The organism is Ruegeria sp. AL7 (assembly GCF_056536105.1).
In genome coordinates, this window is sequence record NZ_JBQFJF010000002.1 from 461,749 (window position 1) to 477,615 (window position 15,867).

The 15,867-nt window shown below is 57.6% G+C and carries 12 protein-coding genes and 2 pseudogenes; 6 read left to right on the top strand and 8 right to left on the bottom strand.

The window, feature by feature from the left end; translation table 11 throughout:
- Positions 1–1,329, top strand: coding sequence for a type III glutamate--ammonia ligase (gene glnT / locus ACR3E2_RS19385; RefSeq protein ID WP_480483615.1), 1,329 nt, complete (start codon positions 1–3; stop codon positions 1,327–1,329).
- Between the two features lie 69 nt (positions 1,330–1,398).
- Here the strand turns inward: glnT and ACR3E2_RS19390 are convergent, their stop codons facing one another.
- Entirely contained in the window at positions 1,399–1,848 is a 450-nt protein-coding gene (locus ACR3E2_RS19390) for a group II truncated hemoglobin (protein WP_480478526.1), read from the bottom strand.
- A gap of 129 nt (positions 1,849–1,977) precedes the next feature.
- On the opposite strand from ACR3E2_RS19390, the gene ACR3E2_RS19395 reads away from it, so the two are divergent.
- Positions 1,978–2,823 carry an EamA family transporter gene (locus ACR3E2_RS19395; protein WP_480483616.1) on the top strand — a complete coding sequence of 282 codons (846 nt, stop codon included), beginning with the start codon at positions 1,978–1,980 and terminating at the stop codon, positions 2,821–2,823.
- A gap of 27 nt (positions 2,824–2,850) precedes the next feature.
- Here ACR3E2_RS19395 and folD read toward each other — a convergent pair.
- The 4 genes and pseudogenes from folD to ACR3E2_RS19415 form a co-directional block, all read right to left on the bottom strand.
- A pseudogene (folD, locus tag ACR3E2_RS19400) lies at positions 2,851–3,740 on the bottom strand (bifunctional methylenetetrahydrofolate dehydrogenase/methenyltetrahydrofolate cyclohydrolase FolD).
- A gap of 51 nt (positions 3,741–3,791) precedes the next feature.
- Entirely contained in the window at positions 3,792–4,097 is a 306-nt protein-coding gene (locus ACR3E2_RS19405; protein ID WP_480473724.1) for a chorismate mutase, read from the bottom strand.
- 55 nt (positions 4,098–4,152) lie between these two features.
- Positions 4,153–5,829: a formate--tetrahydrofolate ligase gene (locus ACR3E2_RS19410; RefSeq protein WP_480484955.1), complete on the bottom strand. Its 1,677-nt coding sequence runs from the start codon at positions 5,827–5,829 to the stop codon at positions 4,153–4,155.
- A 185-nt stretch (positions 5,830–6,014) separates the two neighbouring features.
- Positions 6,015–6,950 carry a LysR substrate-binding domain-containing protein gene (locus tag ACR3E2_RS19415; protein WP_480484929.1) on the bottom strand — a complete coding sequence of 312 codons (936 nt, stop codon included), beginning with the start codon at positions 6,948–6,950 and terminating at the stop codon, positions 6,015–6,017.
- 239 nt (positions 6,951–7,189) lie between these two features.
- Here ACR3E2_RS19415 and ACR3E2_RS19420 point away from each other — a divergent pair, with 239 nt between their 5' ends.
- The 4 genes from ACR3E2_RS19420 to ACR3E2_RS19435 all read left to right on the top strand — a co-directional run bounded on the left by ACR3E2_RS19420 (position 7,190) and on the right by ACR3E2_RS19435 (position 13,647).
- Complete coding sequence (locus ACR3E2_RS19420) at positions 7,190–8,140, top strand: ABC transporter substrate-binding protein (RefSeq protein WP_480484928.1); 951 nt, start codon at positions 7,190–7,192, stop codon at positions 8,138–8,140.
- 82 nt (positions 8,141–8,222) lie between these two features.
- A complete protein-coding gene (locus ACR3E2_RS19425; RefSeq protein WP_480478516.1) occupies positions 8,223–9,251 on the top strand; it encodes a quaternary amine ABC transporter ATP-binding protein in 1,029 nt (342 codons plus the stop codon).
- Entirely contained in the window at positions 9,251–11,233 is a 1,983-nt protein-coding gene (locus ACR3E2_RS19430) for an ABC transporter permease (protein WP_480484927.1), read from the top strand. The genes ACR3E2_RS19425 and ACR3E2_RS19430 overlap by 1 nt, the downstream gene beginning before the upstream one ends.
- Positions 11,234–11,247: 14 nt before the next feature.
- Positions 11,248–13,647 (top strand): trimethylamine N-oxide demethylase, encoded by a 2,400-nt coding sequence (locus tag ACR3E2_RS19435; protein WP_480484926.1) that lies wholly within the window; start codon positions 11,248–11,250, stop codon positions 13,645–13,647.
- Positions 13,648–13,861: 214 nt separating this feature from the next.
- Here the strand turns inward: ACR3E2_RS19435 and ACR3E2_RS19440 are convergent.
- From ACR3E2_RS19440 to ACR3E2_RS19450, 3 genes and pseudogenes are all read right to left on the bottom strand, one after another.
- Positions 13,862–14,563 (bottom strand): annotated as a pseudogene (locus ACR3E2_RS19440) (IS6 family transposase).
- Positions 14,564–14,665: 102 nt separating this feature from the next.
- Complete coding sequence (locus ACR3E2_RS19445) at positions 14,666–15,649, bottom strand: NAD(P)H-dependent flavin oxidoreductase (protein ID WP_480484956.1); 984 nt, start codon at positions 15,647–15,649, stop codon at positions 14,666–14,668.
- Positions 15,646–15,867 (bottom strand): tautomerase family protein, encoded by a 222-nt coding sequence (locus ACR3E2_RS19450; RefSeq protein ID WP_480484957.1) that lies wholly within the window; start codon positions 15,865–15,867, stop codon positions 15,646–15,648. The genes ACR3E2_RS19445 and ACR3E2_RS19450 overlap by 4 nt, the downstream gene beginning before the upstream one ends.

Below are 15,867 nucleotides of genomic sequence, written 5' to 3' on the forward strand. Positions count from 1 at the left end.
GTGACGACAGATCTCGCAGCTTTCGCAAAAGAAAAAGGCGTCAAATACTTCATGATCTCGTTCACCGATCTGTTTGGTGGACAGCGGGCCAAACTGGTGCCAGCGCAAGCCATTGCCGAGATGCAGGAAGATGGCGCTGGTTTTGCCGGGTTTGCCACCTGGCTGGATATGACCCCTGCGCATCCTGACATGCTGGCGGTGCCGGACCCGTCATCGGTGATCCAGCTGCCATGGAAGCCAGAGGTGGCATGGGTTGCGGGCAACTGTGTGATGGAAGGCAAGGACGTCGCGCAAGCCCCGCGCAATGTTCTGCGCCGCCTGATTGGCGAAGCGGCAAGCGAGGGCATGCATGTCAAAACCGGGATCGAGGCCGAGTTCTTTTTGATGACCCCGGATGGCGAACAGATCAGTGATCCGTTTGATACAGCCGAAAAGCCCTGTTATGACCAACAGGCCGTGATGCGCCGTTATGATGTGGTGCGCGAAATTTGTGACTACATGCTGGACCTGGGCTGGGGTCCGTACCAGAACGACCACGAGGATGCCAACGGCCAGTTCGAGATGAACTGGGAATTTGATGATGTCCTGCGCACAGCAGACAAGCATTCCTTCTTCAAGTTCATGGCAAAATCGATCGCGGAAAAACACGGGCTTCGGGCGACATTCATGCCGAAACCGGTCGAAGGACTGACCGGCAATGGCTGCCACGCCCATATCTCGGTCTGGGATGCGCCGGGTGATGCCGCCAAAACCAATGTATTCGCAGGAGAGGGTGACGGCCCAACCGGCGAGGTTGGTCTGGGAGAACGCGGCAAGCACTTCCTCGGCGGGATCATGAAACACGCCTCGGCACTGGCGGCGATCACCAACCCCACGGTGAACAGCTACAAACGCATCAACGCGCCGCGGACGATATCCGGTGCTACCTGGGCGCCTAACACGGTGACTTGGACCGGCAACAACCGCACGCACATGGTGCGCGTTCCCGGCCCCGGACGTTTCGAATTGCGCTTGCCCGATGGCGCAACCAACCCCTACCTGCTACAGGCCGTCATCATCGCGGCCGGGCTGTCAGGTATCCGGTCCAAGGCCGATCCCGGCAAGCGCTGGGACATCGATATGTATGCCGAAGGCCATAAGGTACGCGGTGCACCGAAACTGCCCCTGAACATGCTTGATGCGCTGCGCGAATACGACAAGGACAAAGAGCTGAAGGCGATGATGGGTTCCGAATTCTCGTCAGCTTTCCTGAAAATGAAGCATCAGGAATGGAACTCTTTTGTTTCCCATTTCTCGCGCTGGGAAAAAGACAACACGCTCGATATCTAAGTCGGATTGCAGGGTTGCATATCGGGGCCGCGCCATAGGCGGCCCTGTTTCTGCGATGGCCACGCGAAGTTAGTCGCTCTTTTCACGCTGTGTGTCACGGGCATCTGCGCCCGCATCCGCCTCCAGCCGCCAGTCAGGTACGTCATTGACCAGCATGAGCGCCGCCCTGCGCAACGTCACGCGCATCCTATCGACAACCGGACCGGACATGCCGCAATCCGCCAGCGCGGCGTCAAACGTCTCCAGCCAAAGCTCGGCATCAGCTTCGCGGATAGGGACATGCGCATGAATTTCGCGCAGGTCCATATGACCAAATCGTTCGCGGTAATAGGCCCGCCCTCCCAGAAAACCGCTGAGAAACTCGAACTGGGCCTGTCTGGTATGGTTTAGCCCATGGCCGCGAAAGTGTAGCCTGTGCAAGGAATAAACTGCCGGATCCGTTTCCATCCGATCATAGAAACGCTCAACCAGACTGCGCAGCCGGCTCTCACCGCCAAGTTGCTCTAATGCAGACGTCATGTGCTGCCTCTTACTGCCTTTGGCTTCAATAATATTGCATAACAGGAAAATAAGTTTAATACCAGTGACAGTTTGACGTATGCATGGTCTCAAGCGGATTGAAACAAAGCCGATGATGGTGATGACAAAATGACTGCTCTGGCGCTTGGCCTGGTCGCGGCACTTTGCTGGGGGATACACGATCTGGCAGTACGTTATGTCAGCCAGTCTGTCAGCGTGATCGCGTCGCTGATGGTCGTGCTGATATCGGGCGCGGTGCTTCAGTTTGGTCTGACGGTGACGCTGGGTACATTTGACTCGATTTCTGGTGCCGCAGTGTTCACCGCTGTCGCCGCGGGCGGGTTTTATCTGTTGGCGGGTATCAGCATGTATGCCGCTTTTCAGCGTGGCCCGGTTCGGTTGGTTGCGCCACTTGTCGCGAGTTACCCGGTCTTGTCCGTGTTGCTGGCCATATGGCGTGGTGCAACTATCAGCCCGCTGCATTGGCTTGCCGTCATTGCGATTGGCATCGGGGTTTCCGTGGTCGCAGCCAAGTCCGAACGGGATGCGGTGGTGTATCCGGCAACAGGCCCAACAATACTGCTGTCGCTGGTTGCGGCCGTCGGCTTCGCGGCGGCCTTTGCCCTCGGACAATATGCAACCGAGCTTAGCAACGAGTACTCGGTCTCGCTGGTCAGCCGATTGGCGGCAATCCTGACTCTGGGGATGGTTGCTGTGGCATCTGGAAAAGCAATTTGGCCCGGACCCCAAGCGATGCCCCTGTTATGTGTGATGGGTGTTCTGGATGCAGTTGCCATCCTTTGCGTGGTCTCAGCGGGTGGTTTGCCCAATGCACAATTTGCCTCGGTCTCGGCATCCGTTTTTGGGTTGTTAACCGTAGTTCTGGCCTGGGCCATATTGAAGGAAAAAATGGCTCTTCAGCAGTGGCTTGGGTGTTGTGTTGCATTTGCAGGTATAGGGTACCTTGCACTCTGAAACGCCCCGCTCCGGCCCCCGTGTTTATCAGGCGGTCAGGCCTTCTGGTTCTGGGAGTTTGTTTGCGCGGCAGCAGGCGGTGAGGGTGTTGGCCAGCAGGCAGGCGATGGTCATGGGGCCGACGCCGCCGGGGACCGGGGTGATGGCGCCGGCGCGTTCGGCAGCGCTGGCATAGTCGACGTCGCCGACCAGCTTGGTCTTGCCATCCCGCTCGATGCGGTTGATGCCCACGTCGATCACGGTGGCGCCTTCCTTGATCCAGTCGCCAGGCACCATTTCGGGGCGACCGACAGCGGCCACGACGATATCGGCGCGGCGGACCACATCCGGCAGATCTTTGGTGCGCGAATGCGCGATGGTCACGGTGCAGCTGTCCCCAGCAGCAGCTGCGCCATCGGCTTGCCCACGATGTTCGAGCGACCGATGACAACCGCATCCATGCCCGACAGCGACCCGTGGTGATCGCGCAGCATCATCAGGCAGCCCAGCGGGGTGCAGGGCACCATCGATTTCTGACCGGTGCCCAAAAGGCCCACGTTCGAGATATGGAAGCCGTCCACATCCTTGGCCGGATCGATCGAATTGATCACCAGATCCTCGTTCAGGTGCTTGGGCAGCGGCAACTGCACCAGAATGCCATGCACCGCCGGGTCGGTGTTCAGTTTGTCGATCAGCGCCAGCAGCTCCGCCTCCGAGGTCTCCGCATCCAGCTTGTGCTCATACGAGTTCATGCCGACCTCGACGGTCATCTTGCCTTTCGAGCGGACATAGACCTGGCTGGCCGGATCCTCGCCCACCAGAACCACGGCCAGGCCGGGGGTGATGCCGTTTTCCTCTTTCAGCTTTGCAACCTGATCGGTCACCTGCGCGCGCACTTTGGCGGCAAAGGCCTTCCCGTCGATAACCTGCGCTACCATCCTTTGGTCCCTTCTTTCAAAACCCAAACGGGCGCAGAACGCGCCCGGTCTTTACTCGGGGCCGAGCACACGTTCCTCACGTGCAATCGACCAGTCAATCAGAATGCGCCAGAGCGTTTCGGACAAATCGGGGTCCATCCCCGCCGCCTGCGAACTGGCGCGCACCTTTTGCACCACATCCTCGACCCGGTCCGGGATGCGGGCGGGCAGGCCCTCGCCCGGCTTCAGCTCAGACGCGCGGTCGATATAGCTTGCGCGCCTCACCAGCATCCCGATCAGCTGGCGGTCCAGCCTGTCGATCTGAACCCGCAGATCCCGCATCGAATGGCAGTCCTGCGGCGGTGTCAGAGTGGGCATCATCGTCTCCTCATGGCCCGGGGGTCCCGGACCACGAGATGTCTTATTCAGCGGCTTAGAACAAGCCCTCGATCTCACCTGCGTCATTGAGGCAGATGGTTTCCGCGGCCGGTTTGCGGGGCAGGCCCGGCATGGTCATGATCTCACCGCAGACAACCACGATAAAGCCCGCGCCCGCGCTCAGGCGGACTTCACGCACCGGCACCGAATGGCCGGTGGGCGCGCCCCGCAAGCTCGGGTCGGTCGAGAAGCTGTACTGGGTTTTCGCCATGCAGACCGGCAGGTTGCCATACCCCGCAGCTTCCCATTCTTTCAGCTGCGTGCGGATCTTGTTGTCGGCCAGAACCTCGTCGGCGCGGTAGATGCGCTTGGCGATGGTTTCGATCTTCTCAAACAGCGGCATCTCGTCGGGGTAGATCGGCGCGAAGTTCGCAGAGCCCCCTTCGACGATTTCCACAACCTTGCGGGCCAGATCGGCAGAGCCTTCCGAGCCCAGCTCCCAATGGCGCGACAGAACCGCCTCGACCCCATGAGAGGCGCAATAATCCTTCACCGCCTGAACCTCGGCATCGGTGTCGGTGACAAAGTGGTTGATGGCGACAACAACCGGCACACCGAACGACTTCACGTTCTCGATATGGCGGCCCAGGTTGGCGCAGCCCGCCTTGACCGCAGCGACATTCTCGGCACCCAGATCGGCCTTGGCGACACCGCCATTCATCTTCATCGCGCGCACGGTGGCAACCAGAACCACGGCAGAGGGCGCAATGCCCGCCTTGCGGCACTTGATGTTCATGAACTTCTCGGCGCCCAGATCGGCGCCAAAGCCCGCCTCGGTCACCACATAGTCAGCCACTTTCAGCGCGGTCTTGGTCGCGATCACCGAGTTGCAGCCATGCGCAATGTTCGCGAACGGGCCACCGTGGACAAAGGCCGGGTTGTTTTCCAGCGTCTGCACCAGGTTCGGCTGCATTGCGTCTTTCAGCAGAACGGTCATCGCGCCTTCGGCCTTGATGTCGCGGCAATAGACCGGCGTCTTGTCGCGGCGATAGGCCACGATGATATCACCCAGACGCTTTTCCAGATCCTTCAGGTCGTTTGACAGGCACAGGATCGCCATGACCTCGGACGCCACGGTGATGTCAAAACCTGTTTCGCGCGGGAACCCGTTCGACACGCCGCCCAGGCTGGCGGTGATCTGGCGCAGGGCACGGTCGTTCATGTCGACCACACGACGCCATGCGACCCGGCGGGTGTCGATCTCGCATTCATTGCCCCAGTAGATGTGGTTGTCGATCATCGCCGACAGCAGCGAATGGGCCGAGGTGATCGCGTGGAAATCGCCGGTGAAGTGCAGGTTCATCTCTTCCATCGGAACAACCTGCGCATAGCCGCCACCCGCAGCGCCGCCCTTCATGCCGAAGTTCGGACCCAGCGAGGCCTCGCGGATACAGATCATCGCATTCTTGCCGATCCGGTTCAGACCGTCACCCAGACCAACCGTTGTGGTCGTCTTGCCTTCACCCGCAGGCGTCGGGTTGATCGCCGTCACCAGCACCAGCTTGCCGTCCTCACGACCCTGCACCGAGTTGATGAACTCCTGGCTCACCTTCGCCTTGTCATGCCCATACGGCAAAAGATCATCACTGGATATTCCAAGCTTCGCGCCGATCTCCTGGATCGGCTTCTTATTCGCTTCACGCGCAATTTCGATGTCGGATTTATAGCTCATTGGGTTTGGTCTCCCTGCGTGAGATAGTCTGAATTGGTCCGGCCAAAGCGACAAAACGCAGGGCCAGATTCGGTCGAAATTTTCTTTAAGGTAAATAAATATTCCCAAGGGTCAATACGTGAGTTTAGAACGCCCAAGGGACATTTCCAAACATCAAGTCAAGAATCAGCGGTTTGCGACCAGGATCAGGCGTATCTTTTTCGACCTGCGCTGAGACCCAGCAACCAATCCTCGACGATGCGCTGTTCCGGGAAAGCTTTTTGAAGCGGCCTTTTCAGCAGGTAGTATCCGGATTGCGTTCGCACCGAAGCGTTCTGGACCGGCCTGACCAACGCGCCGCTCTCAAGCAAGGGGTCAACAAGATGGGCCCAGCCCAATGCAATTCCCAAACCATCGACGGCAGCCTGAACCGACAGTGGATAGGTGTTGAAAGCCACAGCTTGTTCCATCGCTGAGGTGGAAACACCGTTACCGCTGAACCATGTACGCCATGTCATCCACTCCGCATGGCTGCTGGTGACTTCAATAAGGTCCAGTTCCGGCAGCGCGGAAAGAACTGCCGCATTGGGGTTGCTTCTGAGGTACTCGGGGCTACAAACCGGAAACACTGTTTCTCCGAACAGAAGCTTTGCTTCGTATCCCGGCCACTCGCCATCTCCACGCAGTATTGTCAGGTCCATGGAATCCGAAAGGCATTCTGCGTCACTGTCCGAAGACACCAGCGAAATACGGATACGACCGTTGGATTTGTTGAACTTGTGCAGTTGTGGCATCAACCACAAAGACGCGACAGAGTTCGTCGCGGAAATCGACACCTTGTTGGCCTGATGTTTGGCCAGCATCTCACGGCTGACGTCCCGCATCTGATCCAGAGACTTCTCGACAGTTGCCAACAGAATGGCACCTTGTTGCGTCAGTGACACCGAACGGTGACCTCGCACAAACAATGGCACATCATAATGCTGCTCCAGCAGGCGCACTTTGCGGCTGATCGCGGTTTCCGAGATGTTCAGCACCTTACTGGCCTGCACAAAGCTTTGCGCTTTTGCCGCGGCTTCAAACGCCAACAAATAATCAAGCGGAGGAAGGACTTTCCCTGTGACTGATGTTTTCTTTGGCATTTACAGGATCTTTCCCGATCTGGACGCGGCCACACGCAAAAACATTCATGGTCACCCGTTGCCGTCTGAACGGGCAACCGACTGTTAACATAGTAAAAAGTTGAGTTTGCCTCAAGATTTTATGGTCAACGCCCCTCAAATTTCTTTTCTGCATTATGAGCGATTCTAGGCAAAATGCACAAATTCGCGGGCCGGAAGAGCCCCTTTGACAAAAAACGAACCTCACTCAGGGAGCGAACATGAAACTTACAAACCTCCTTTCCGCAGCAACCTTGGCGGCAGTAGCGGGAACCGGGGCGATTGCCGAAGACAGCAGCGACCCGATTGTCATTCCAATTCACAACTGGTCCAGCCAGATCGTGATGTCCAACGTCGTCGGTCTGATCTTCGAAGAGATGGGCAACAACGTCGAATATGTCACCACCGACAGCCAGGCGGTTTATGAATCGGTCCGCTTGGGCGACGTCGCGCTTGAGATGGAAGTCTGGGAAGGCGCGTTTGGCGCATCCTACCGGGCCGCGCTGGAAAAGGGCGGTTTGCATGACGCGGGCGATCATGATGCCGTCACGCGCGAAGATTGGTGGTACCCGATGTGGACCAAGGAATCCTGCCCGGGCCTGCCTGATTGGAATGCACTGAACGACTGCGCGCACCTGTTTGCCACGGCCGAGACCGGGGATAAGGGTCGGTATCTTGATGGTCCGGTAGACTGGTTGAAACATGGTAAGGAACGCGCCGAAGCGCTTGATCTGAACTTCACCGTGATCAATGCGGGTTCCGCCGCAGCGTTGTGGGCCGAGATTGGTGCCGCCGAGGCCGACAAGACCCCGGTTCTTGTATTCAACTGGACGCCAAACTTTGCCGAAGCCGTCTGGCCCGGTGAGTTTGTGGAGTTCCCTGCATGGGAAGACGGCTGCGACAAGGATCCTGCCAAGGGTCCGAACCCGGACGCGCTGTATGATTGTGGCAACCCGGCAAGTGGATATCTGAAAAAGGCGGCTTGGGATGGCATGAAAGACAAGTGGCCAGCCGCGTATTGCGCCCTGACCCAGATTTCTTTCACCAACCCTCAGATCGCGGAAATGGCAAAGCTGGTCGACACTGATGAGCTTGAGCCGGAAGAAGCGGCAGAGGAATGGCTGGACGCCAACCGTGCCGTTGTTGACCCCTGGATCAATGCCTGCAGTTGATAACGGCTACGTATAATGAATCTGGCGCGGCCTTGATCGTTTTGTGATCCAGGGCCGCGCTCAACAAGAAAGAAAAGCAGCCATGCCCGCCATCGCGCCTGTCATATCAGCCAAGAATGTCTGGAAACTGTTTGGACCCTCGCCCGAGAGCTATCTGAAGTCCATGCCGGCAGGCCGCAGTTTCGACGAGATCCGTGAGGATGGGTATATCGCCGGGGTCAAGGATGTCTCGATCGAGGTTGGCCGTGGCGAGATGCTTGTCATCATGGGGTTGTCAGGATCGGGCAAATCCACGCTGGTGCGGTGCTTTTCGCGTCTGCACAACATCACCGGAGGCACGATCGAAGTAGACGGTCAGGACATCATGAAACTCAGCGAGCGCGATCTGATCGAATTGCGCCGCAACAAGATGGGGATGGTGTTTCAGTCTTTCGGGTTGCTGCCGCACCGCACGGTTCTGGACAATGTCGCCTTCCCGCTGGAAATGCGTGGGCAGGATCGCCACGACCGGCGCGAACGCGCTTTGGAGGTCATCAAGCTGGTGGGCCTTGAAGGACGGGAAGAATACTTCCCACGGGAATTGAGCGGTGGCCAGCAACAACGGGTCGGTATCGCCCGGTCGCTGGCTATCGAACCGGATATCTGGTTTCTGGATGAACCCTTCTCGGCGCTTGATCCGCTGATCCGCCGTGAAATGCAGGATGAATTCCTGCGCCTGCAAGAGATGCTGGGCAAAACCATCGTCTTCATCACCCATGATTTCGACGAGGCGCTGCGTCTGGCTGACCGGATTGCTATAATGCGCAACGGTGCGGTCGAACAATGCGATACTCCGGATCAGATCGTGATGAACCCGGCGACCGAATATGTGGCGAAATTCACCGAGGATATCGACAAGGCCCGCGTGGTGCATGCGAAAGGGCTGGCAAAACCGGTGAACGGCCATACCCTTGAAGGCGCGCCGATCAATGGCGGATCAACCATTCATGAACTGGCCCGGGTTCTGGTCAATGACAAGCGTATCCTGCTGCCGGTTGCGGATGAAACTGGCGTTGTCACCGGTGTTCTGGATCGCGATGCCGCGTTGAACGTTCTGCTCGGAGCCGAATGATGGCGACACTGTCCACCGAATTACCGGACACGGCAGACGGTGCGTGGGGGCGCACCAGAGTCCTTACCGCACTTCTGATCACCGCCTTTGCGCTGATCCTTGCCAAGGCGGTCGGAATTCTCCCTGAATGGTTGAACCGCATTCCCGAGGCAGCAATCCCGCCGACGGCGCAGGTGCTGGATGCGATCTTCAATTTCATCCAAAACGACCTTGGTCTGATCTACGTGACCCGCTTTATCGCCGAAGGCCCGTTGGAATTCCTGTTGGATATGTCGGCCAACCTGCTCGAAGGCAAGCGCCGCTGGCCTTATCTGGGCCCAATCCCGTGGTCAGCAATCGCTGCTGTCGCTGCTGTTGTGGGCTATGCCGTGGGGGGGTGGCGGCTGGCGGCTCTGGGTGCGGGTACGTTCATCTGGACCGCTGCAATCGGCCAGTGGAACATCGCCATGCAGACCATGTCTGTCATTGTAGTGGCGGCACCGCTGGCGTTTGTGCTGGGCCTGGTGCTGGGCATCGCCGCCTGGAAGTATGGCCGGTTCGAGCGGGTGCTGAAACCCATCCTGTCCGTTCTGCAAACCCTGCCATTCTTTACTTATCTCTTGCCAGCGGTGATCTTTTTCAAAGTCGGACCAACCGCGGGGGCCGTGGCAACAATCACCTTTGCCATCCCGCCGATGATCCTGATGACCACACTGGGTCTGAAGAAAGTCAGCCCCGAAGTGATCGAAGCCGGCCAGATGTCTGGATGTACACGCTGGCAAATGCTGCGGCATGTATACGTCCCAGCCGCACGCACCGAAGTACTGGTAGGTGTCAATCAGGTGATCATGCTGTGTCTGGCAATGGTGGTTCTCACCGCCTTTATCGGCATGCCGGGCCTTGGAGCCAAGTTGCTTGCAATGATGGGCAGCTTCAAACTTGGCCGTTCGTTTGAAATCGGCGTGACCATCGTTCTTCTGGCGGTCATGCTTGACCGGATGTCGAAGGCCTGGGTCGTCAAACAGCCCATTCATTTCGAACGCGGAACGCCATGGTGGAAACGGCACTGGATTCCGCTAATCGCAGTGGGTCTGTTCGTCGGGTTCACCCTGTTGTCGCAAGTGTTTCCGATCCTGGCTGAAGTTGGTCGCAAGCAGCATCTGAGCCAGGGAAAGGAAATCGACGATGTGATCAAGTCGGTTTTGGCCTTCGATGTGATCAAAGGGACAACCGAATGGCTGCGCTGGTTCCTGAACGTAAAAGTTCTGATCCCGTTTCGTGATACTTTGCTTGCCATTCCGACACCTGCGTTCATCCTGCTGGTTGTCTCCTTTGCCTATTGGATCGGAGGCCGCAAACCCGGTATCTATGCTGCGGTGTTTTTTACAATCGTCGCGTTTTCCGGCTGGTGGGATCGCTCGGTCATCACGCTCTATACAGTGATTTCAGCGGTTGTGTTGGCAACTCTGATCGGTATCCCCTTGGGCGTAGTCGCAGCTCGGTCCAAACGCTGGTCCAAGAGTATCCTGCTGGCCTGCGACACTGCGCAAACCTTCCCTAGCTTCATCTATCTGATCCCCGCGATCATGCTGTTCGGCGTCAATGACGTGGCGGTCGTGTTTTCCATCCTGATCTTCGCCGCCGTGCCGCTGATCCGCTATACCATCATCGGTCTGGGAAGCGTGCCGCCGGAAATGACCGAAGCCGCGGATATGTCTGGTTCGACGCGCAGACAAAAACTGATGTCAGTACAGTTTCCACTGGCGCTGCCGACTATGGCCGTCGGGTTCAATCAGGCCATCATGTTCGCGTTCTTCATGGTCATTATCGCCGCGTTCATCGGCACGCAGGATCTGGGGCAGGAATTGCAGCGAACCCTGGCAGGCACCGAATTGGGCAAGAATTTTGTACTGGGTCTGAACGTGTCTCTGATGGCGTTGACCTTTGATATGGCAATCAGCAGTTGGGCCGAAAAGCGCAAGCGCGCTTTGGGGCTGGATTAACCGGAGTTGTTCAGATGAACGTCAAACCCTTGTTTGAGGTACCGTTCGAACGCAGCGGGGTGCTGGCTCCTGGTCTGCCCATCCTGCCGCATGGCACAGAACGCCATCCGGTTCCCGCAATGGGATCGCGCGCCGTTCCGGTGTCCAAAGGGGACACGATCACATTGCTGGATCGCGATGGAATGCAGCCTGCTGAGATGGTATTTTTTGCCCCCGACCGAAGCTCGGACGCGGCGATGCTCGGCGCGCGGGGACACGGGTGTCCCGACGGGGTGATCGCAACGCTGGCAAACGGTTCCGCTTCGGGCCGGAAGGTTCTGCGCGCGCTCGAGGCTGCGGGGTTTGACATCGGGCAGGGCGACGCAATCCGCGCTTTTGTCGAAGGCTCGCGCCCCGGCGACATGGTGCATTTCGTGGCGGAAAGCGATGGTCTTCTGATCGTCGCCGCACCCGGCGAGGCGATGCGCCCGGAAAACAACAACCCTCCAACGGATATCATCCTCTATATTCAGCGTTCCGCGCCGGGTCTGGAAAAGCCGGGTGTTGGCGCGCCTGAGCCGTTGGCCGACCCTCTCAGGGACATCAACATTCAACCGGGAAACGCCATATCTTATGAGGTCAAAGCTGGAGAATTCATCCAGATCTTGGATATTCGCGGCCGCGAATGCTCGGATTTTCAGGCCTTCAGCCGCCGGGCGCTGGATCAGGGGATCGAGCGCGAAATCGATCCGACGACGACCCGCAGCCTGATGGGCAGCCTGTATCCGCAACCGGGGATATTTTCGAAATACTGGTCCGTCGATCAGGAACCCTTGATCGAAATCGTGCAGGACACTTGCGGTCGTCATGACACGTTTGGCCTTGCTTGTACGGCGCGGTACTACGAAGACCTTGGCTATCCAGGCCACGTAAACTGTTCGGACAATATTAACAAAGATCTGGACCAGTATGGCATCAAGCCGCGCGGCGGCTGGCCTGCGATCAACTTCTTTTTCAACACGATGCTGGATGACGCCAATGCCATTGGCATGGACGATCCCTGGTCGCGACCGGGTGACTTCGTGTTGCTGCGCGCGCTGACCGATCTGGTCTGCATCAGCACGGCATGTCCCTGCGACATTGATCCGGCAAACGGGTGGAACCCGACCGATATTCAGGTGCGAACGTACAAGGCGACCGAGGATATTCAACGATCCTACGGCTATAGAAAATCTGCGGAGGCGGATGTGGAAGAAACCAAGAAAACTGCTTTTCACGACTGCTTTGCGCGGCATACCCGTGATTTCGTCGAGTATAACGGCTATTGGCTGCCGAACACGATGACCAATCATGGTGCGATTTCTGAATACTGGGCCTGTCGGGACAAGGTTGCCGTCATGGACCTGAGTCCTTTGCGTAAATACGAAGTTGTCGGACCCGATGCAGAAGAGCTGATGCAGCTATGCGTGACCCGCAACATGAAAAAGCTAAGCGTCGGTCAGGTCGTCTATACCGCAATGTGTTATGAGCACGGCGGGATGATTGACGATGGCACCGTCTATCGTCTGGGTGAGACGAACTTCCGCTGGATCGGCGGGAATGACACCAGTGGATTGTGGCTTCAGGAACAAGCGCAAAAACGCAACTTGAATGTCTGGGTTCGCAATTCGACGGATCAGCTGCACAACATCGCGGTTCAAGGGCGGCACAGTCGCGACATTCTCTCCAGAATTTTCTGGACACCCCCACAGCAACCAACGATTGACGAACTTCCATGGTTCAGACTGACCGTTGCACGGGTCGGAGATGTGCGCGGAACATCTGTCGTGATCTCCCGAACAGGGTATTCCGGTGAGCTTGGATATGAAATCTTCTGCCATCCCAAAGATGCAGTGGAAATCTTCGACCGAGTCTGGGAGGCAGGTCAGGATTATGGGATCACGCCGCTGGGCCTTGGGGCACTTGATATGCTGCGGATCGAAGGGGGCCTGATTTTTGCCGGGTCAGAATTCGACGACCAGACGGACCCGTTTGAAGCCGGCATCGGTTTTACCGTGCCGCTGAAATCAAAAACCGACGATTTCATCGGGCGGGCAGCAATCGAAGAACGCAAGGCGCACCCCCACCGAAGGCTGGTTGGTTTTGAAATCGAAGGCGGCGTCGTCCCGTCACCCGGCGACTGCGTCCGCGTCGGAAAGGCGCAGGTTGGAGCGATTACCAGCGCAATGAAATCACCCGTTTTAGGGAAAGTCATCGCTTTGGGTCGGATTTCAGTTACCCACGCGACAATTGGGGCAGACATCGAAATCGGGCAATTGGACGGCCAACAAAAACGGTTGAAAGCCAGGATCGTTCCATTCCCTCATTTTGATCCGACAAAGGAACGTGTGAAAGGGATATACTCAGAAACCACGGTTTCGGACGCAGCAGAGTAGTTGACCAAGAGGGCCGGGCTTGTGATTTGGCCGGGCACCGTAAAGGGTTATGTTGCAAACTTTTGACTATTGACGCGCTCGAATGCAGACGGTGAATGGCCGCCGGTGTATTCACTCGAGAACCAGTCCATGATTTATTTCAAAGGTGCGCAGTATCCGAAACGGTATTGTCACGTTAACGTCCGGTCGACGAGGGAATGCTGATGGTCGGGATTCAAGCGGCTCGAGTGGCAGCATTCCAGGCGTTAGTTGCCTCGAGGCGGTGACAACGGATTGTTAGTGCGGAGCGACGACGTGCCGGGACGCGGAAGCAATTTCTAACGGCTGATGGGTGGTTACGAACCGCTGCAAACCTCCTGGAGATCGGTATCCTGGCATCGTCCGTTCTCGCTTTCGGAATGGGAGGGGGGCTGTTTTCCGCGCAGTTGTTCAAGCCCTTGTGCGACCAACGATCCAAGCCCGGCGCGATTTCCCGTTTGGCGGTGCCATAGGACCGCAACTTGTTCGTGATGATCCGCTTGGGAATGAAACCAAGGTGCTTGATCAGGCCGCGCAACAGCCGTTTTGCCGCCCGTTTGTCCCGCCTGGATTGGAGTACTTCGTCCGACACGACGCCATGCTGATCGACCGCGCGCCAAAGCCGATACTTGCGACCTGAAATGTCCACGACAATTTCATCCAGATGCCAGACATCATCTGGGCGGCCATGTCTCTGCCATAGATTTGGAGCAACCACCGGCCCGAATTTGATGACCCAGCGCCGAACAGTTTCGTAAGAAGCATCGCGCACGCGCTGCAGCAGCATCTCTTCAACTTCCCGCAGGCTCAGATTGAAGCGAACGTACAGCCACACTGCATGCGCGATGAGCTGAGGCGGAAACCGGGGGCGCTTGTAGCTGATTGACGATGTCTTCATCAATGTCACCTCCGCCCAATGTCGGGCATCAGCAGCCTAACGACAGTTAATGTGACAACACCATTAGATCCTATCTAATCGCGTTTTTTGACCGATTGACAATCAAGCCTTATGCCGAAACAAATGTCTGCCGCCTTCACCTTTGATAAGGTTGATCGCATCGTGCATGATCTCGTCAATGATCTGTTCTGCAGGTTTCGAGGTTCTTATGATACCCACACCTTCGCCGACAATACCGGGAACGATTGACGGATTTCCGGAATTCTGAGCATCGTTCCAAAGTCGTCTTTCGACATCCAAGCCGGCGTCTAGCGCGGCTTCTCGACCATGCCATTTACTGACAAAATCATTTCGACGTACCCGGATTGAGTATCGGTCCGGCCAAGAATAACCGCGAATGATGTCGGGAACCGAGGTTCGAACGGTTTCATCCCCTGATGCGCGCAAGATGTCGCTGAGAATCTGCGGATGGATCAGCGCCTCATCTGCAGCAACAAACCGAGTTCCTATCACAACGCCATCTGCGCCAAGCATCAGGGCCGCAGCCAGACCGCGACCATCGCCGATACCACCGGCGGCGCAAAGTACAGCCGAACTGTTCGATGCGTCAATTTTATCCGCCACTTCGGGCACAAGCGCGATCGTGCCGCGCACCTCGCCGTGGCCACCAGCTTCGGCCCCCTGAGCCACAATGACATCGGCGCCAACTGCAATGGCACGCAGCGCGTCCCGAAGTGTCTGGATTTGGCAGATAAGCGGAACGCCCGTCCGTTTGATCCTGTCGGCAAAGGGTGCAGGATCACCAAAGGACAGAAAGACCGCGGCTGGCCCGCGCTCCAGCACGTAATCGAGCAGAGCGGGCTGCTCTGCCAGCTTCCATGTGATCAGACCGCACCCGACAGGGGTGGTTCCGGCTGCATCGAACTGTTGCGCAATCCAGTCCCGATCGCCGTAACCCCCGCCGACCAGCCCGAGCCCGCCCGCCTGCGTCACAGCCGAGGCCAACGACCCACCCGCAACAAACGCCATTGGCGCCTGAATGATCGGGTGGGACAGGTTCAGGCGCTCGGTCAGCCGGGTTTTCACGTGGCCGTCTTTCGGTAGTCGACAACCGGCAGCCCACCGATGCCCCAGTTGTCCAGATCGACCTCGTCAATCACGACGACTGTGGTTGCCGGGTTTTTGCCCAGCACCTCGTGCAACAGTTCGCTCACTCCGGCGATCAGCTTTGCTTTCTCGCTCTGGCTTGGGCCGGTTCCGTCAGGACCACCTTCACGGGTTACTTTGACATTCACATATGGCAT

Coding starts and splice junctions, on each gene's coding strand:
- ACR3E2_RS19390 (WP_480478526.1), bottom strand. CDS start 1,848: ATGACGTCTGCATTAGAGCAACTTGGCGGTGAGAGCCGGCTGCGCAGT.
- ACR3E2_RS19395 (WP_480483616.1), top strand. CDS start 1,978: ATGACTGCTCTGGCGCTTGGCCTGGTCGCGGCACTTTGCTGGGGGATA.
- ACR3E2_RS19405 (WP_480473724.1), bottom strand. CDS start 4,097: ATGCCCACTCTGACACCGCCGCAGGACTGCCATTCGATGCGGGATCTG.
- ACR3E2_RS19410 (WP_480484955.1), bottom strand. CDS start 5,829: ATGAGCTATAAATCCGACATCGAAATTGCGCGTGAAGCGAATAAGAAG.
- ACR3E2_RS19415 (WP_480484929.1), bottom strand. CDS start 6,950: ATGCCAAAGAAAACATCAGTCACAGGGAAAGTCCTTCCTCCGCTTGAT.
- ACR3E2_RS19420 (WP_480484928.1), top strand. CDS start 7,190: ATGAAACTTACAAACCTCCTTTCCGCAGCAACCTTGGCGGCAGTAGCG.
- ACR3E2_RS19425 (WP_480478516.1), top strand. CDS start 8,223: ATGCCCGCCATCGCGCCTGTCATATCAGCCAAGAATGTCTGGAAACTG.
- ACR3E2_RS19430 (WP_480484927.1), top strand. CDS start 9,251: ATGGCGACACTGTCCACCGAATTACCGGACACGGCAGACGGTGCGTGG.
- ACR3E2_RS19435 (WP_480484926.1), top strand. CDS start 11,248: ATGAACGTCAAACCCTTGTTTGAGGTACCGTTCGAACGCAGCGGGGTG.
- ACR3E2_RS19450 (WP_480484957.1), bottom strand. CDS start 15,867: ATGCCATATGTGAATGTCAAAGTAACCCGTGAAGGTGGTCCTGACGGA.